This window comes from Rhodococcus sp. P1Y (genome assembly GCF_003641205.1).
GTDB lineage: Bacteria > Actinomycetota > Actinomycetes > Mycobacteriales > Mycobacteriaceae > Rhodococcoides.
Genome location: NZ_CP032762.1, coordinates 2,809,028 through 2,826,311, shown reverse-complemented (window position 1 = coordinate 2,826,311; position 17,284 = coordinate 2,809,028). Strand labels below are relative to the sequence as shown.

Annotated in this window: 11 protein-coding genes; 5 read left to right on the top strand and 6 right to left on the bottom strand. The window is 65.0% G+C overall.

Features of this window, described 5'->3' with window-relative positions; all coding sequences use genetic code 11:
• Nucleotides 1–99 precede the first annotated feature (99 nt).
• Together D8W71_RS13010 and eccCa are read right to left on the bottom strand one after the other, a co-directional pair.
• A complete protein-coding gene (locus D8W71_RS13010) occupies nt 100–1,734 on the bottom strand; it encodes a type VII secretion-associated protein (RefSeq protein ID WP_153275383.1) in 1,635 nt (544 codons plus the stop codon).
• Nucleotides 1,731–5,750, bottom strand: coding sequence for a type VII secretion protein EccCa (gene eccCa / locus D8W71_RS13005; protein ID WP_236077863.1), 4,020 nt, complete (start codon nt 5,748–5,750; stop codon nt 1,731–1,733). Before eccCa ends, D8W71_RS13010 begins: the two co-directional genes overlap by 4 nt.
• A 241-nt stretch (nt 5,751–5,991) precedes the next feature.
• Here eccCa and D8W71_RS13000 point away from each other — a divergent pair, with 241 nt between their 5' ends.
• From D8W71_RS13000 to mycP, 3 genes are all read left to right on the top strand, one after another.
• The gene (locus D8W71_RS13000; protein ID WP_121119091.1) at nt 5,992–7,002 is read left to right on the top strand and encodes an LLM class flavin-dependent oxidoreductase; all 1,011 of its coding nucleotides are present in this window, start codon (nt 5,992–5,994) and stop codon (nt 7,000–7,002) included.
• A gap of 102 nt (nt 7,003–7,104) precedes the next feature.
• Nucleotides 7,105–8,613, top strand: coding sequence for a type VII secretion integral membrane protein EccD (eccD, locus tag D8W71_RS12995; RefSeq protein WP_121114026.1), 1,509 nt, complete (start codon nt 7,105–7,107; stop codon nt 8,611–8,613).
• Nucleotides 8,571–10,061 carry a type VII secretion-associated serine protease mycosin gene (gene mycP, locus D8W71_RS12990; protein ID WP_121114025.1) on the top strand — a complete coding sequence of 497 codons (1,491 nt, stop codon included), beginning with the start codon at nt 8,571–8,573 and terminating at the stop codon, nt 10,059–10,061. Before eccD ends, mycP begins: the two co-directional genes overlap by 43 nt.
• Here mycP and eccB read toward each other — a convergent pair.
• Nucleotides 10,010–11,461: a type VII secretion protein EccB gene (eccB, locus tag D8W71_RS12985; RefSeq protein ID WP_121114024.1), complete on the bottom strand. Its 1,452-nt coding sequence runs from the start codon at nt 11,459–11,461 to the stop codon at nt 10,010–10,012. The genes mycP and eccB overlap by 52 nt on opposite strands.
• Nucleotides 11,462–11,712: 251 nt before the next feature.
• Here eccB and eccE point away from each other — a divergent pair, with 251 nt between their 5' ends.
• Nucleotides 11,713–13,476 carry a type VII secretion protein EccE gene (eccE, locus tag D8W71_RS12980; protein WP_121114023.1) on the top strand — a complete coding sequence of 588 codons (1,764 nt, stop codon included), beginning with the start codon at nt 11,713–11,715 and terminating at the stop codon, nt 13,474–13,476.
• Here eccE and D8W71_RS12975 read toward each other — a convergent pair.
• Nucleotides 13,461–14,027, bottom strand: a complete 567-nt coding sequence (locus D8W71_RS12975; RefSeq protein WP_121114022.1) for an NADPH-dependent FMN reductase — start codon at nt 14,025–14,027, stop codon at nt 13,461–13,463. The two genes, eccE and D8W71_RS12975, sit on opposite strands and share 16 nt — an antisense overlap.
• Before the next feature lie 79 nt (nt 14,028–14,106).
• On the opposite strand from D8W71_RS12975, the gene D8W71_RS12970 reads away from it, so the two are divergent.
• Entirely contained in the window at nt 14,107–15,762 is a 1,656-nt protein-coding gene (locus D8W71_RS12970) for an amidase (RefSeq protein WP_121114021.1), read from the top strand.
• Between the two features lie 6 nt (nt 15,763–15,768).
• Here D8W71_RS12970 and truA read toward each other — a convergent pair whose 3' ends face one another.
• Together truA and rplQ are read right to left on the bottom strand one after the other, a co-directional pair.
• Nucleotides 15,769–16,677, bottom strand: a complete 909-nt coding sequence (gene truA / locus D8W71_RS12965) for a tRNA pseudouridine(38-40) synthase TruA (RefSeq protein ID WP_121114020.1) — start codon at nt 16,675–16,677, stop codon at nt 15,769–15,771.
• 5 nt (nt 16,678–16,682) lie between these two features.
• Entirely contained in the window at nt 16,683–17,255 is a 573-nt protein-coding gene (gene rplQ, locus D8W71_RS12960; RefSeq protein ID WP_121114019.1) for a 50S ribosomal protein L17, read from the bottom strand.
• Nucleotides 17,256–17,284 lie beyond the last annotated feature (29 nt).

Genomic DNA, 17,284 nt, shown 5'->3' with positions numbered 1-17,284 from the left:
CGCGGCGCACCTGCGGATCTCCCCCTACATCTGATTGGACGCAGCTACATGGGCGTTCGGTTCCATCGAAAGCAGGAATTCTCGAAATGCTGTTCGCGATCACCCGATATCCGCGACAACCAAACTTGCGACGGCGAGGTCGCAGTCGCCCGCAAGCGTGGGCTCGTCCCCTTCCGCGCTTTGGCAACCGATGCTGACCTGAAGATCGTCGTCGACGAAGATCCGCCAGTGCACGACCGAAAAATCTCCAGGTGATTCGACATAGGAAATACCGGTTCTTCCCCCGAAATCAGTTGCACGCGTGTAACTCCCAAATGAGCTACCCTCTCCGCGCGAAGCAAGTTGCCCCTCCAGGTCATTCGCGACCTCGTCGAACGTCGTGCCAGGTCTCAATTCCACACTCGTCACGACAATCCTGCGTTCCGGCAGGTCGACAGGCACGAGAAGAACTCGTCCCGGTTCGACGCGCTCCGACCACGAAGCGGGTACTTCCACGCTCGCTCGCCCGAACGTGAATCGCGTCGTACGAGGGGCTGGCTCGGTCGGCGTCGCGGCCGAGGTGGTCGTGGCTGTCGCGGTGGTAGTCGGAATGCTCGAGTCGGGTTCGGATCGAGGAACGGGGGGCGACGGAGTTTGCGAGGACCGAGCCGGGATCGCCACGGGCGTCGGTGAATCGGAGACGGCTCGAATCGCCACGACTCCGAGAACGACGGCCAGCACGACTGCGACCGCGGCCCCCACTGCCAGCATGGCAGTGGGGCGCTCGGACGGAGGCGTCGACGCCACCTCGTCCAACCATGCCGCTGCACGGGCCGTTCTCGGCGGTGGCAGAAATAAGTCGCTGGGCGATGCGGCCGGGTTCGGGTCGCGGACACCTGCAGGCTCGGACAGCCCGATTCCCACCGCCGCGGATCGAACGATGTCGGACCCGGACACTTCACGAACACGGTAGGAGTTGTCGCCGAGGATGTCCGTCGGCAACGTGGTGAGGCTCGTTGCGAGCACCACCACGTCGATCGGGCCCCGCCCGGACCCCGTTGCCGCACAGGCCGAGACGCGTTGTGTGATCGAGGCACGCGCCCCGCTGTCGCCTCCCCCACCCCCGAGATCGTCAGCCCTGAGATCTACAGCGCCGACTGCGTCCCACCGAACGGCCCGTTCGTACGCGCTCGCCGGTCGATCCGGCGCGGGCCCAGGCGATGAAAGCGACAGACTGCTCACCGTGGACGCGAACTCGCCGACCTCCACGACCACCGCGAAGGACGGCGCACGTTCGCCCAGCGACCGCACGGCCGCCGACGCGGCGTCGATCACCACCACTTCGCGGGCAAGGGCCGCCGCGGCACGTCGAACCACCGTCTGCCTGTGGACACCCCACGACGACGGGCAGATCACCTCGAGTAGGTCGACCGGGGCGACGGCGCCGGACCACGCCAGCGCGTCGCCGATCGTTCCACCGACTACCTGCTCTATGGGCACAGGAGTCGAACCGATCACGATCTCGTCGTCGTCGATGTATGCCCACGGAAACCGTTCGATCTCCGATGACGACAGATCCTCCTCGTCGGCTCTGGTTCGCCCCTCGTCCGCCGGCCGTAGGAACGCAAGCACGCCTGCGCGCATTGTCAGGGCAGTGTCGAACCGATGCTGCCGCACAACGTCGTCCGTGCCCACCCCTACCGAGACGAACCCGTCGCCGAGGTGCACCGCGGCGTGGACGCGAACGGAGTTCATTCCGGCGACCACGCGAGCTGCACCAGAGATTGACCTCGCCTGTCCACCAGAATTCCACGTCCAGGTTGCATCGGAGACGGTTTGACCGCGCCGATCAAGTTGCCCTCGTCGCGGCTTCCGCTCATCACGAGCCCCGGAGAGACCAGATCACGCATGCGAGAGATGATCTGGTCGTACATCGTTCGCGATGCGCCCCCGGAACGGCGCGCCACGACGAGGTGCAATCCGATGTCGCGGGCATGCGGAAGGTAGTCCGCCAACACCGTGAGCGGATTTCCCGACGCCGTCGCAACCAGGTCGTAATCGTCGACGACGACGAAGATTTCCGGCCCACTCCACCACGACCGCTCGCGCAGCTGTTGCGGCGTGACGTCCGGCCCGGGCATGCGTTCGGCGATCTTCGACGCGAGTTCGTTCATCATCGTCGACAGGACGGATTGAGACGCCGCGTATCCGGCGAGGTGGTCGGAGTCGACCACTCCCAGCATCGTCCGTCGATAGTCGGCGAGAATCAGCTTGACCTGCGAGGGCGAGTTCGCTTGCACCAACGACGAGCAGATGGATTTGAGCAACGCAGTCTTGCCGCACTCCGTGTCACCGAATACCAGGAAATGTGCCTGTTCCGCAAAATCGATTGCTACAGGGCTCAGTTCCGCCTCGTCGATCCCGACCGGAACCCACAGCTCAGGTACGGCCCCCCGCTCACGCGGCCACCGACCGACCAGCGACCTCCGCAGTTCGGTCAGCGGCAGGTTGTCCGGCAACATGCGTACTGTCGGCGCCTTGTGGCCGACGAATCGCGCACCGATCGTCGATACGGCCGACGAGATGCCGACGCCGAGATCGGATGTCGACTCCGAGCCGTCCAGTCGCGGGAGCCCGATCAGCAGGTGGAGGCCGTCCTTCGTCATCCCTCGACCTGGGCGGCTTTCCGGGACCTGGGCGGCCTTGGCCCTCCCGAACTCCGAGTCCGACGCGTCGCCCAGCCTGAGCTCGATTCGGGTACCGATCAAATCCTTGGTGGCGGGACGTATCTCGGCCCACCTCGACGCGGTGACGAGAAGATGAACTCCGTACGACAGACCCTGAGCGGCGATTGCCGCGAGTTGTGGTTCGAGTGACTCGAAATCGGACCTGATGGATCCCCATCCGTCCACGACGAGGAACACGTCACCGAAAATATCCTCGTCGTCGGTTCGAGACGCGGTCCGCGGATCGGCCCGGCGACGTCGAAGATCAGGCATCGAGTCGATACCTCGCTGGCGAAAGATGCGTTCACGCCTGCCGATCACCGACGTGACCTCGGCGACGGTTCTTCGCACCCGGTCTACATCGAGTCGGTTGGCAACCGAACCCACGTGAGGAAGGTCGGCGATACCCCCCAGAGCTCCCCCGCCGAAGTCGAGGCAGTAGAACTGCACCTGACGGGGAGTGTGCGTGGAGGCCAGGGACATGACCAGCGTCCTCACCGCCGTCGACTTGCCGGATTGCGGCCCGCCGACAATTGCTGAGTGCCCCTGTGCGGCAGAGAGATCGACCTGCAGAAGTTCGCGTCGTTGATCGAACGGTCGATCGACGACGCCGATGGGAACCCGAAGCGTCGCGATTCTCTCCTCACCTGCACCGGCGATGTCGACGAGGAGTCCGTCGAGACTCGGCGACCGATCGAGCGGTGGCAGCCACACGTCGTGCGCCGGCGTCCCGTGACCGCGAACTCGGTCCACGACGACATCGAGAACGGTTCGACCGTCCTGAGACGCCGCAGGGTCCTCGTCGGCAGGCGCTCGACGCTCATGGTCGGCCGGCACCGAGGACACGTCCGTCGACAGCGCCGGTGCAACTGGAACCGGAAAGGCTCCGAACACCCGCGGGCGAATGTCGTCGACCGTGTGCCCGTTTCCCACGGACGCCGCTCGCGGGCGAACATAAGGTCCCGACACATAGGCGGCTGCGAAGCGCATTATTTCGGCAGAGTCGCATTTGAGATAGCCGGCACCGGGTTGCGCAGGCAAGTGGTAGGCGTCGGGCACTCCCAGGACAGTCCTGGACTCGTTGGCGGAGAAAGTCTTCAGCCCGATTCGATAGGACAGATGACTGTCCAGCCCGCGCAGTTTTCCCTCCTCCAAACGTTGGCTCGCGAGGAGAAGATGCATGTGCAACGACCTACCCAGGCGTCCGATCGCGACGAACAGATCGGCGAAGTCCGGCTGTTGACTCAACAACTCGGAGAACTCGTCCACGACGATGAACAGCGCAGGCATCGGTGCCATAGCGGCCCCACCCGCTCGCGCCTTTTCGTAATCGGTCACATTCGCGAAGTTGCCCGCGTCGCGCAACGCCTCTTGCCTGCGGTTCATCTCACCCGCCAGCGCATCCTTCATTCGGTCGACGAGGGCAAGATCATCGGACAAGTTGGTGATGACCGCCGCAACGTGAGGAACGTCCTCCAAGCCGGCGAACGTCGCCCCACCCTTGAAGTCGACGAGCACGAGATTCAGCTGATCCGGGCTGTGTGTGGCGACCAGACCGAGGACAAGAGTGCGCAGGAACTCGGACTTCCCGGACCCTGTTGCACCGATACACAGCCCGTGCGGACCCATACCGTTCTCCGCCGATTCCTTGAGATCGATCTCCACCGGACTTCCGTCGGGTGCGACACCGATCGGCACGCGCAAGCGATCGCGCCCACGCCGTGGTGTCCACATCCGAGCGGGGTCGAGCGCACCGACATCGCCGATGGCGAGCAGACGGTTCCAGCTCGAGATCGAGTCCGTGTCGCTCACCGAGGAGTCGACGCCGGTACTCGACGTCGTTCTGAAGGGCGACAGACGACGCGCAACGGTCTCTGCTTGCGCGAGACTCATGGTGTCCGCACGACCGAAGATCTCGACGTTCGGTCCACTCACAGCGCCGACCTTGCCGCCCTCGACGATCAGGCGAAGACCACGGCTCGCGGCGAGCGAGGTGGCGAAGTCGGACAGATCCACGACGGTGACGGCTTCGAGCCCGGTCCGGATCACGTCGGTACCACTGTTGTCGAGTAGACCTCCGTCGACGACGATGACGAAGTGCGGAACTCCTGGGGTCGCGGGCGCGCCGCGACTGAACCGGTTTCGAAGCGAGAGATGTTCGCCGAGAGCGGTTTCGAGTTCGAGGAACGAACCGTAGATCATCCGCGCGGTTCCTACCCCGTCGCTGATGATGTCGTGCTGGGCGTGGGGCAGCCATTTGACCCAATCCCAGTGGTACACGGTGTCCGGCCCACAGACGACCGCGACTTTCACATGGTCCGAATCGTGAAAAGTGCACAGCGACGCCAACAGAGCGCGAACCGTGGAGCGCGCGGCCGAGCGGTCACCTGCGATGGACATGGCCGCGAATCCACGCAGTGACACGGCGGTCGGCAAATCCTCCACCACCGAATGTGTGCGGACGAACCGTCTCAGCGACACCGCGGACACCGGCTCCAACTCCTCGACGGGGCCGGTCTCCGGTGGAACAAGACGCGTGGCGAGCCGCTGGGAGCCGCGCCCGATCCGTGCGTGACAGAAATCGGGATCCGCGCTGCGCCGCTCCCACATTCGTTCCGTGCCGACGAACGTCCACAGAACGTCGGGAGCCGGGTGGGACCACTCGAGCGCAGTACGTTGATCGATCGAGGTGATCCTCACGTCCTTGCGCAGCTGATCGAGGTATCGAAGATAGTCCTTGCGGTCCTCGTTGGCTTCCGCCGTTCTGGCCCCGCCGCCCCTGCCGCCGCCCGCAACCATGCCGAGCATCGAGACCAACATCATCGCCGGGAACATCAACATCATCGGGTTGGCGGCCATGCCCGAGGTGAACATGAGCGCCACCATCCCGACCATGGCCGCCACCATGACGACGGGCATCAGCTTGGTCATCAGGTTGCCGGGAACGATCCTCGGGATCTCCGGCGGCGCCTGCAACGTCACCTCACCGCCCGGTGTCCGGGGCACGGCTCGTCGCGCGCCGCGAACGAATCGGACGGTACTCACGCTTGCACCACGATCACCCTGAACCAGCCCCCACCGGTCGACATCCCCAAGTGCCGCGCCCACGCTCGTTCCCAGGCGAGGGTGACACTGCCGCGAAAGGCTAACCCATCGGGCCATGTTCGGCCACCCTCACCCGAGGACAGGAATAGCCCGAGCCCCCCGACGGTTGAATCCCGCAGTGCGAAGTTGCACAGTCGAACCGCCTGCGTTCGGCTGTCGAATCGAAAGGCTGGCGTTGACCGTGTCCGTACCACTCTCCATTCTCGATCTGGCTCACATCGGCGAAGGCGAGAGCGTCAAAGATAGCTTCGACGCCAGCGTCGAACTGGCCAAACACGCGGAGTCGTGGGGTTACGAGCGGATCTGGTACGCCGAGCACCACAACATGCGAACGATCGCGTCGTCGGCAACAAGCGTGCTGATCGGGCATGTAGCGGCCAACACCAGCACCATCAGGCTCGGTTCCGGTGGAATCATGCTTCCCAACCATGCGCCCCTGACCATCGCCGAGCAGTTCGGGACCCTTGCCACCCTCCATCCGGGACGTATCGACCTCGGTTTGGGCCGTGCCCCGGGAAGCGACCAGCAGACGATGCGTGCGATGCGGCGAGACCCGTCATCGGCCGATCGGTTTCCGCAGGAAGTCCAGGAGCTTCAGGGCTTTCTGTCACACGAGTCGCGCGTGCCCGGAGTAATCGCGACGCCCGGATTCGGTACCGATGTACCGCTGTACATCCTCGGATCGTCTCTGTTCGGCGCGCAGCTGGCGGCGGCTCTCGGCCTACCATTCGCGTTCGCGTCGCACTTCTCGCCCGATGCGCTCGAACAGGCCGTGGCCATCTACCGTCGCGACTTCCGACCGTCGGCTCAGCTCGAAACCCCCTACGTCATCGCAGGCGTCAACGTCATCGCATCCGACACCGAAGCCGACGCCCAGCGGCAATTCCTGGCGACCAAACGAAGCCGAGTGAGTCTGTTGCTGGGCCGAGGCCGCACCTTCACCGACGAAGAAGCAGACATGCTGCTCGATGCACCCCAGGGCCAGCACATTCTGCAGATGACCAAGTACACGGCCGTGGGCACGCCGTCCACAGTCAAGGACTACCTCGACAAGTTCGTGGTGCACGCCGATGCCGACGAGCTCATCGTCGCGTCCGGCGTCGGAGATCGTAAGTCCTGGCTCCGGTCCTACGAGTTGCTCGCCGAGGTGAGCGAGCTGTCCCGCCGGAAGGCCGCAGGCGTGCCTGCCTGAATGCGCCACCCCTGATCGGTCCCATCCCCGGGCGGCGTGCGCGTGTCGTAGAGTCGCGTGCAGCCAGAGGGACGCTGGCACGATGAGTTCCGGGGGGAATGCATGACGGGGGATCTTTCACGCGCGGTGGACCAGCGCGGTCTGCAGGCCCGCGGGCACGGGGACGACGTACCGGTCCGCGGCGGCGCTGCGGGCGCCGCCGCGCTCGACCTGTGCAGGCTGACGATCATGGGGCAGGCCGTTCAGGTCGACATGGCCCTGCCGAGCGACGTCCCCATCTCGTTGTTGATTCCAGGCATCGTCGACGTTCTCGATTCCCGTGGGACCTCGCCTGCGTTCGATCGGCACGGTAAATCCTGGGTGTTGTCCAGAGTCGGAATGCCGCCTGTCGACGACACACTCACCTTGAACGAAGCATCCATCCACGACGGTGAATTGCTCGTTCTCGGAACTGCGGACGCCCCAGCCCCAGCACCACTCTTCGACGATTTGATGTATGCGGTGGCAACCGCGGGGAGCCCAACCACCGGGCTGTGGTCAGCGCGCACTGCACAGCGAGTCGGCTTCGCTGTGGGCGCCGCCGCACTCGCCCTGGCCTGTATAGCTTTGGTGCTGCCATTGCTGAACGAACAGAACACAGACACGCGATACGGTCAGGGCATCGAAGCTGCCATCGGGGCCGCCGCCGCAGCTGTTCTCTTCGTCGCAGCCGGGTCTGTCGTCGGTCGGTTCTACCGGGACGACCGGACCGGAGTCTTCCTGTCCGGCTGTGCACTTCCCCTGATGTTCACTGCAGGCGTCCGTTTCGTCCCGGGCGAGTTCGGTGCGCCGCATCTCTTACTCGGAGGTGCACTCGTTGGTGCGTCCGCCATTTTCGCGGTTCGCCTCGGAGATCACGGTTCGGCGCTGTTCACCGCCGCGGCGTCGGCCGCAGTGATCCTATGCGGTGCGACCTCGGTCGACGTGTTCACCGACGTGCCTCTCAGCACGATCGGCGCTGGGACCTCGATCTTCGGACTGGTCTGTCTCGCGCTCGCCCCGCGGCTGTCGATGATGCAGGCGCGACTTCCACTGCCGCCGGTCCCCACCGCAGGTGCATCACTCGACGAAACGAGCGATGACGACCAGCCGAACACCTCCGATCTGTCGAACCTCGCGCTGCGTGCACGGAGCTATCTGACCGGACTCGTGTGCGCTGCATGCGCAGCAACGACCATCGGCGCAGCGGTTGCCGCCCTCGGATCGCCTTCCTCCGGGATCTATTGGCCCGGAGTAGCTCTGGCAGTTACGACCGCCCTGATCCTTCTGCTCCGTGGTCGCACGTTCGCGGCGGTGCACCACGCCGCACCCCTCGTGGCCGGCGGCGCGTCGATCCTTCTCGTACTCACCGCTGTGGCCGTGTTCTCGGGCTCGGGCGTACCCCTGGCGATGTTCGCGTCGTGCATCCTCATCGTGCTCGGCGCCCTGTTCTTCGGGTCCTTCGTTCCGATCAGGGAGTACTCGCCGGTGCTTCGCCGCGGAGCAGAACTCGTCGAGTACGCCGCCATCGCAGTCGTGCTGCCGCTCGCATGCTGGGTGTGCGGGCTGTATTCGGCCATGCGCGCGCTGTGATCGACCGGGCACACCGATCGGCCCGCGGCGCTCTCATCGTCGCGTGCATCGTCGCCGCAGCAGCACTCGGTGCCGGTGTGGGCTCCGCGTCAGCCGATCGCCCGGTGATCGACCCAGCACTCCTACCGGAGCCGGCGCCCGCAGCCCCGCCGGAGCCGACCGAGCAACGCAACGCGTGCGTACCGGTCTCGGACGTCGCAGATGCAAATACAATGCCCCCCGAACTGGCGACCCTCGACTTCGGCTCTGTCTGGCCGCTCACTCGCGGAGCAGGCCAGATCGTGGCCGTCATCGACACAGGCGTGTCGCCACATCCGCGACTTCCTGGTCTCCGCCCGGGCGGTGACTACGTCTCCACCGGCGACGGACTGTCGGACTGCGATGCGCACGGGACACTGGTCGCGGGCCTCATCGCTGCAACCCGCCAACCGGGTAGCGGATTCTCCGGGGGAGCGCCCGATGCGCAGATCATCTCGATTCGTCAGTCCAGCAATGCTTTCGGACGAGAGCGGCAACCGGGTGAGGACGAACAGATAGATTCCTCGGCGCAGAACGCATCCGGTTACGGCAACGTGACGACGATGGCGATGGCTGTGCGGACAGCCGCCGATCTCGGTGCGACGGTCATCAATATCTCCGAAGTCGCGTGTGTGCCCGGCGGCTCCGGTGCTCCCGACGGACCACTCGGCGCTGCAATCGATTACGCCGCCCGAGTGAAGAACGTCGTCGTGGTCGCTGCGGCTGGAAACACCGGTGGCGCAGGAGGTTCACCCTGCGAGGTCCAGAATCCGCTCCCCGATCCGGCAGACCCGTACGCCAACCAATGGGATCGCATTTCGACGATCGCGACACCGGCGTGGTTCGACCAAGTCCTCACTGTCGGTTCCATCGGCCCCGACGGCTCTCCAGCAGGATTCACTCTCGCCGGACCGTGGGTCGACGTTGCGGCCCCCGGCACGTCGATGACCTCACTGTCTCCCACCGGTCCAGGCCTTGTCGACGGCACCGTCGACAATCAAGGCAACGTGTCACCGATACAAGGCACCAGCTTCTCGGCGCCGCTGGTCTCCGCGGTGGCCGCACTCGTCCGGGCACACCGGCCCGACCTCGACGCAGCACAGGTGATCGAGCGGATCAAAGCCACCGCACACTCGCCGGCCGAGGGCTGGAACCCGCTGGTCGGCCACGGCGTCGTGGATCCGTTGGCCGCGGTCACCGGCGAAGTGGGCGGCAGCCCGCGGCAGGTTCCGGCGGAGTCCATCGCCATCGACGCTCCCGTCGCTCCTCCGCAGCCCGACACCCGCCCCCGGACCGTCGCACTGACCGGAACCGCAGCCGTCGCGATCGTTCTCGTACTCGGCCTCGGTGTATCGGGTCCGTTGCGCAGGACCCGCCCTCACTTGGACGGAAGAGCCGCTGCGTCCGGATCCGGACCGACCCCGTCGTGAGCGGTCAAGGCCGCTTCTCGGCTGAGAGTCGGTCCTGCACCCAACAGTTCGACTATCTGCCACGGAGCCGACGCCGCAGCACCGAACCCCAGCGCCTTGGCTGCATCAACGTCGGCGACGCCGAACCGAACTCCGGTGTCGGCCACGAAAAAGTACGCGTCCCGCCGAAGACTCGTCGGCGAGATCCCGGTTGTCTGAACGAAACCTCCGCTACCCGGCGACACGAAGACCTCGTCGGCTGCAGGGCCAGCCCCGTCCGCTTGCGCCAGCCTGACCGGGTGCGCCGAACCGTCCAGCGGGAGAGTGCGGCCCGCCGAGGTCTGCAAGCGCGCGGTCGGGCCACCATCGGGCGCAGGCTGGGGAAGCCAGGACAGGCATGCAACCGGCTCGGCGACACGGTCCACGACGCTCGGCCGGGTGCGCGGGAAAGAGTCGACAGCAAGTTGATTCACCGTAGGCGCACGCATCAGTACGTCAGGATTGAGCGAGTCGATCTCCGGACTGCCCTGGGAATCCGCAAACTTCATCAGTTGTGCGGTCGCTTCGCTGATCGACTGAATACCGTCCGCGAGAACCACGTAGTACCGAACGTCGACCCCTGACACCTTGACCACCGAACCGATCGTTTTACCTGCGATGTCGTACGACGGCGTACCCCCGGCGAACGGAACGGGCGGCGCGATGATCGGAGGGACCACAGGAACCGAATTCGCCAGGGCGGAACTCACCTCCGCCGGAACTGCTCCTTCCAAACCGAGCGCGCGCACGACAGACCGATCCTCGAGATCGATCCGCGCACGAACACCTCCATACACGAGAAACACGCCGTCGGGCGTGCGCCACAGCAACGCTTCGGTGTCCGTCAACGGGGCGATATCGTCGTTGTGCACAGGTTCACCGGCCATGACCGACGTGCCCGCCACCGCACCGCCGCTCCCGAGCGTGTCGCACACAGTCCACCCGACAGCGGACCCGTCCTCGTCGTACGGCAAAGACGAAGGTGCACCGGGGATTCCGACCAACGAGCCACGACGCTTGCTCGCCAACTCAGATTCCTTGACGATCGTCGGATTGTCCGGTTGGCCGACGATCAAACGCGCCGACGCCAGATTGAGCACGGGGTGCACCGTGTCGTCGAGCCGGACGAACATTGCCCCCGAGTCCTTGCCGACGATGATGGACGCGTCACCGATCTTGTCCAGCGGACGCAACAGCGCCAGAGCGGCACAACCCGCCAGTCCGAGACACGCGATCACCAAACCCACCGCAAGCGCCCGAGTTTGCGAACGCATCGGATCATGCAGCATCCGCACATCTCGGCGCACCAAGGCATGTTCCATTCGTCGAACGAGAAATCTGTACCCGCCGACCTGCCACTTCGTTGTCGGCGTCGCCGCCACGATTCCCCCTGAAGTCGTCCGCCGACATTCCCCCTGAAGTCGGACCTGGGTCACACTACCTACCCACGGGTCGGTTCCGCAGGCTCCACTGCCCCATCATCTAGGTCATTCCGCAGGCTCCACTCCCCCCCATCATCTAAGTCATTCCGCAGGCTCCACTCCCACCTTGGATCGGGGCGGGGTAGAGTCCCCACGAGTCGGGCTGGGGAGCCGGCTCGTCGTTGATACCTTCGGGGGGAGGATTTCGAAGTATGGCTGTGCTTGCCGGCCGTCGCGCACCCGCGACTGACGCGGAACCCCCACGCCCCCGACGCGACGTTCCCGCCGCACCTAGAGGTCACAGAGGACCCAGAGGACACAAGCCTCGACGACAGTACGGGCTACACCGCCCGACACTACGACGCGCGCTCGGAATCGAAGTGGCTGCCGTACTGGTGTGTACGCTCGCCATCGCACTACGCATACCGTCGACAACCGTTGCCGTGGTTGTCATCCCGATGGCGCTACTTCCTTTTGTCGTCGTTGCCGGGCGCTCACTGCTCGACTGGGCATTCACCGCGATCCGATACACCACCAAATACGCGCCCCCGACGGGAGTTACGTCCGAGCACATCGACGATGACGGCACGCCGATCGGGATACACCGGATAGGTGAACGAGTGTCGTGTGTCCTCGAACTTCGTCCTGCCAGTGGGGTCGCCACCAGACTCGGCCGCTCCAGCGCCATCACCGACGGTTCACTCGACATCGGAGTTCTCGCCGATCAGCTTGTACAGCACGATATTTCGCTCAGTGGCGTCACCGTCGTCGGGCATGGTGCACGAAGTGCTTCCGGTTCACCGGCCACGGACGTGTACGAGGATCTCATCGGTCCGCTTCCGGCGGTCGCAACGAGAACGGTATGGATAGTCGTCACACTGGAGGCACACGCGAACGAGCTCGCTGCGCACGCGCGCGGTGGTGGGACCGTCGGGATGGACCGCACGGCGACGATCGCGACGCGCCGTGTCGCACGAGCTCTCGACACACACGGCATCTCGTCGCGACTACTCAGCCGCAGCGGAATTCAATCGGCTGCAGCGCACATGTTGCGCGGTGTATCCGTCGATTCGCTCGACGAGACGTGGCGCGCAGCGAAGATGCCAGGCGTCATCCGCACCGGCTTCGGACTCGATTGTCGCGCACTCGACGCTGCTGGACTAGCGGATCTTTGGGCCGTTCCTGCCTTGTCCACCACCGTCGTCATCCGACTGACTCCGACCGCACGCCAAGAACGAATCGCCTTGGATGGGTCCTGCGGATTCGTCACGCGCACCCACGCCCCCTCGGCGCCACTTCCCGGCGCACTGTCCATGAACGGTCGCCAGCGACAGGCGCTTCTCACGTCACTCCCGCTGTCGATCGAAGCCCGCGGATCCAGTGACTCGGTCTGCGCGGTCACCCGGGCACACGCGAGCGAGCTACAGCTACCCGTGGCCGGATGCGGTCAGTTGGTGGGTTCGGATTCCTCCGGTCATGGCGTCGCGCTTCGGATCCACGGCTCGGACGTTGCGTCCGTCCACGTCGTCGGGGAGTTGTATCTGGCTCAGCAGCTTGTCTTTCGCGCGATCGCCGTCGGCGCCCGGATCCTCGTTCGGACCGACCGGCCTCACGCATGGGGACCGATGGTCGACTCGGTGGCGACCCCGGACAAACTTAGAATCGACGGAGGTCATCACAGAGCAGGCACCCGGATCGAGTTGGTTGTGCATGACTTCTCCTCTGCGGTCGATGCACTCGACACGACGCGAAACGACGGCGTCACCGTTCTGACCCTGACCGAACACATCCCCGCGACCCCAATGCCGGACCCGGACGTCTCCATCGTTCAACCTGGCGCAGCGGGTGATCGTGTCCTCGTGCGAACCCCGAACGCGCAACTCGATCTGGTGCTTGTCACAATCCCTCGCGAGACCGCATTCATCGGCCGGCCGCGAAGTCTCCGTCAAGCAACAAACGCCTACCGACCTGGATAGGGGTCCGTCCCGCGCATCTCCCTGGCGGCCGCAGCCCACCACCACAGTTGATCGAGCATTCGTGAGGCCGCGTCGACCGCAGCGTCCTCCACCGCACTACGGTTGTCGCCGAACACCTTCCGTACCTGCGCAATAGCAACGCTGTCGCGAACCGACACCATGTGAAGTTCGGCGGCTACCTGCCGTAGTTGCTCCGTCGCTCGCGCACCGCCGGAAAGCCCTCCGTACGAGACGAATCCGATCGGCTTTCCCCGCCACTCGTACTTCACGGAGTCGAGAGCAGTTTTCAGTGAGCCCGGGTAACCGTGGTTGTACTCCGGCGTCACCACCACCACGGCGTCGGCGCTGTAGATGGCGTTCGCCAGAACGTCGGTAGACGGTGAGCGAACCAGGTCGTGTGGAAGATCGAGGTCCATCACGTCGACGACCGCGGTCGTGAATTCGGCTCGCTTCGCTGCCACTCCGAGGAACCAATCGGCAACGGAAGGACCGATTCTGCCGGACCTGACGCTACCGATCATGACGACCAAGTCGATCGGCGCTGCAGACATTCACTCAGCGTACTTCCCTCTCCGTGAACCGGCCGTGACGGTGCATACGCCGACACATCAGGTCGGCTAGTCTCGCTGCATGGTGCGATCGCTGTCCAGACGGGCGTTCATCGGCTCAGCGGCTGCCGGTGGGATCGGAATTGCCCTCACGCGTCACCCGGGCGCATCCGCGAACCCGACCGCAGCTCTGCCATCACCGGATTCGATCTCGGTCACCGATCCTTCTCTACTGTCCGCGACGGAGGCTGCAAGCCTTCTCCAGTCCGGGAACCTCAGCCCCCGGGAGTTGCTCGACGCGTGCCTGATTCGGAGTCGGGAATACGACGGACGCATCGGCGCGTGGGTGCGGATCTATCCCGAGTTCGCCTACGCCGCGGCTGACGCCGCCGCCGATCGCCTCACCGCGCGGGCAACCGACGCGGAATCACCCCCGCTGGTGTGCGGCCTGCCGCTTGCGCTCAAAGATCTCTATGCCGTATCCGGACTACCGCTGACCGCGTCGAGCAACGTTCTTACCGGCAACATCGCAGCCGGGGATTCTGGGGTATGGAGCCGCCTGAAGAACGCAGGAATGGTCCTTCTCGGGCACGCACACACGCACGAGTTCGCAATCGGAGTCACCACGCCCCAGGTAGGCAATCCGTGGAACACCAGTTTCTCTCCCGGTGGTTCTTCAGGGGGCAGCGCCGCCGTGCTGGCTGCGCGATTCGCTCCGCTCGCGACCGGAAGCGACACCGGCGGATCCATTCGAATACCGGCGAGCGCCTGCGGAATCTCGAGTATCAAGCCGACGTTCGGGCGATGCAGCACGGCAGGCATGATCCCGTTGACGTGGACGCGCGATCACGCAGGCCCCATGGCTCGAAGCCTCGCCGACGCCTCGCTGATGTTGCGGTACATGGCCGGCCGCGACGACGCGGACCCCGCAACACGCGCCGCTCCGGACGAGGTCTTTCCGCTTTCGGCGTCCGGCGCGGACACGCCTCTGGCCTCCGTTCGAATCGGAGTGCCCACCAACGCCGTCAACGGACTCCCCGGTCCCCTGTCGACACTGTTCGCCCGAGCACTCGACACCGCGCGCTCCCTCGGCGCCGAAATCGTGGACGTCACCATGCCCGACTACCCGACCAGTCTCCTTCTCGGCGACAAATGCGAAATGGGCGCGTACCACCAGCAGTTCGCCGCGCGTATCGGCTTGTACAGTCCGTCCAGCGCGGCCGCGGTGGGCCAGGCGGCCGCGGCCCTCGCGACGCCCGTCGCGGAATACATCGGGTTCGAGCGCGACCGTATGAGGTATCAACGAGACTTCAACCGCATGTTCTCGGACAATTCGATCACTGCGATCGTTCTGCCCGGCGCGGTGGCCGACGGGATAGAACGCGGCGTCGGGGAGGCATTGGGCGTGCTCAACAACTCGGTGGCCGACGTCCGATGGGCCAACTACTCCGGTGCTCCCGCCGTCACGATTCCAGTCGGCCGCTCGACCCTCACAGGATTGCCTTTCGGTATCCAGATCGGCGGTCTGCCATGGTCGGACGTCGCCACCATAGAGATCGGTCTCGAGTTGCAGGCTGTGCTGGGAGTGTGGCAGGACGCACCGTCGATCGATCCGGCTCCGCGAGACATCCCGACGTACCTGGTCGCGAACCCAGGTCCGGGGCCGGACCCGACCAACACCATCGGCGCGGCGACTCCCTTGGGAACTCTGCCGACGGTATCCGACGATCCCCGGTAGATCCGGTCAACAGCACGCCGAATCGGTCGGGATACCGGGACGTGTCTCCCGGGTGGCTCGATTTCTCGCGGCGAGTTCGTGAACGTCCGGGTAGTCGACCGCGACAAGCGAAAGCCCATGGGCCGGAGCCACAGTCACCTCGCTCGATCGAGACCGTGTGTTCAACAGCGACGCCGTCCAGTCGGGCGATCTGCGCCCCTCCCCGACCGCCTGCATCGCACCGACCAGGCTACGAACCATCGACCAGCAGAACGCGTCAGCACTGACGTATGCAGTCAGTCGATCACCATCGAGACTCCATTCGAACCGTTGGAGCTCGCGTACGGTTGTAGCGCCGTCGCGGCGTTTGCAGAACGCCGCGAAATCATGCAATCCGACGAGCCGCGACGAGGCTTCGCGAACTGCATCCAGGTCGATCGCTCGCGGCCACGAAACCACGCCCCGGACATCCAGGGGGTCCACGCCGTATCGCGCTGTGCTGAAACGGTATTGGTAGTGTCGCCGCAGTGCGGAGAAGCGCGCATCGAACTCCGTCGGCACTTCCGCGACGGCTTTGATCCGCACGTCGAGCGGCAGGAACCTGGCCATCCGGCGGACAAGCTTCTGCGGCTCGGCAAGACTCGGCGGCTCGTCGATTGCTCCGCTCACCTCGAAGTGGGCTACCTGACCGCTCGCGTGCACCCCCGCGTCCGTTCGTCCGGCGACGGTCAGCTCGATCTCTTGCCGCAACACCGTGGACAACGCCTCTTCCAAGACACCGCACACTGTTCTGAGGCCGGGTTGACGAGCCCACCCCGAGAAGTCGGTGCCGTCGTAGGCGACATCGAGCCGATATCTGGTGGTACGTACCGAAAAAGCGGGCTCGTCGTCCCCTGGGGGATCGACGAGCCCGCTTCGGTCCTGCGAAGAGGTCAAGAGGACTAGTCCTTCTTGGCTTCTTCTGCCTCGGCTGCGTCACCGGCATGGGCATCGTTGTCCTCGATACCCTCGACGACTGCTTCGGCGTTTTCGACCTGAGCGTCGGTCGCGTCGGCTTCGACAGCCTCCACGACGTTCTCCTCGGCCGGTGCCTCAGCAGCAGCGGGTGCCTGCGAAGCCTTCACGCGACGAGCGCGATCTGCTTCGTTGGACACCGTCTGCTCGTTGACGAGCTCGATGATGGCCATCGGCGAGTTGTCACCCTTGCGGGGGACGGTCTTGATGATGCGCGTGTAGCCACCGTCGCGATCGGCGAAGAAAGGCCCGATCTCGGCGAAGAGCTTGTGCACGACATCTTTGTTGTTGATCGTCTTGAGAACCTCACGGCGATGTGCGAGGTCACCCTTTTTGGCGTGGGTGACCAGCTTCTCGGCGTGGGGACGAAGGCGCTTGGCCTTCGACTCGGTCGTGGTGATGCGGCCGTGCTCGAAGAGTGCCGTCGCCAGGTTGGCCAGGATGGCCTTCTGGTGCGACGCCGACCCGCCGAGACGGCGGCCCTTGGTGGGCTTGGGCATGATGAATCTCCTAGTAAGAGCTCAAGCGA

Coding starts and splice junctions, on each gene's coding strand:
- D8W71_RS13010 (WP_153275383.1), bottom strand. CDS start 1,734: ATGAACTCCGTTCGCGTCCACGCCGCGGTGCACCTCGGCGACGGGTTC.
- eccD (WP_121114026.1), top strand. CDS start 7,105: ATGACGGGGGATCTTTCACGCGCGGTGGACCAGCGCGGTCTGCAGGCC.
- mycP (WP_121114025.1), top strand. CDS start 8,571: ATGCTGGGTGTGCGGGCTGTATTCGGCCATGCGCGCGCTGTGATCGAC.
- eccE (WP_121114023.1), top strand. CDS start 11,713: ATGGCTGTGCTTGCCGGCCGTCGCGCACCCGCGACTGACGCGGAACCC.
- D8W71_RS12975 (WP_121114022.1), bottom strand. CDS start 14,027: ATGTCTGCAGCGCCGATCGACTTGGTCGTCATGATCGGTAGCGTCAGG.
- D8W71_RS12970 (WP_121114021.1), top strand. CDS start 14,107: ATGGTGCGATCGCTGTCCAGACGGGCGTTCATCGGCTCAGCGGCTGCC.
- rplQ (WP_121114019.1), bottom strand. CDS start 17,255: ATGCCCAAGCCCACCAAGGGCCGCCGTCTCGGCGGGTCGGCGTCGCAC.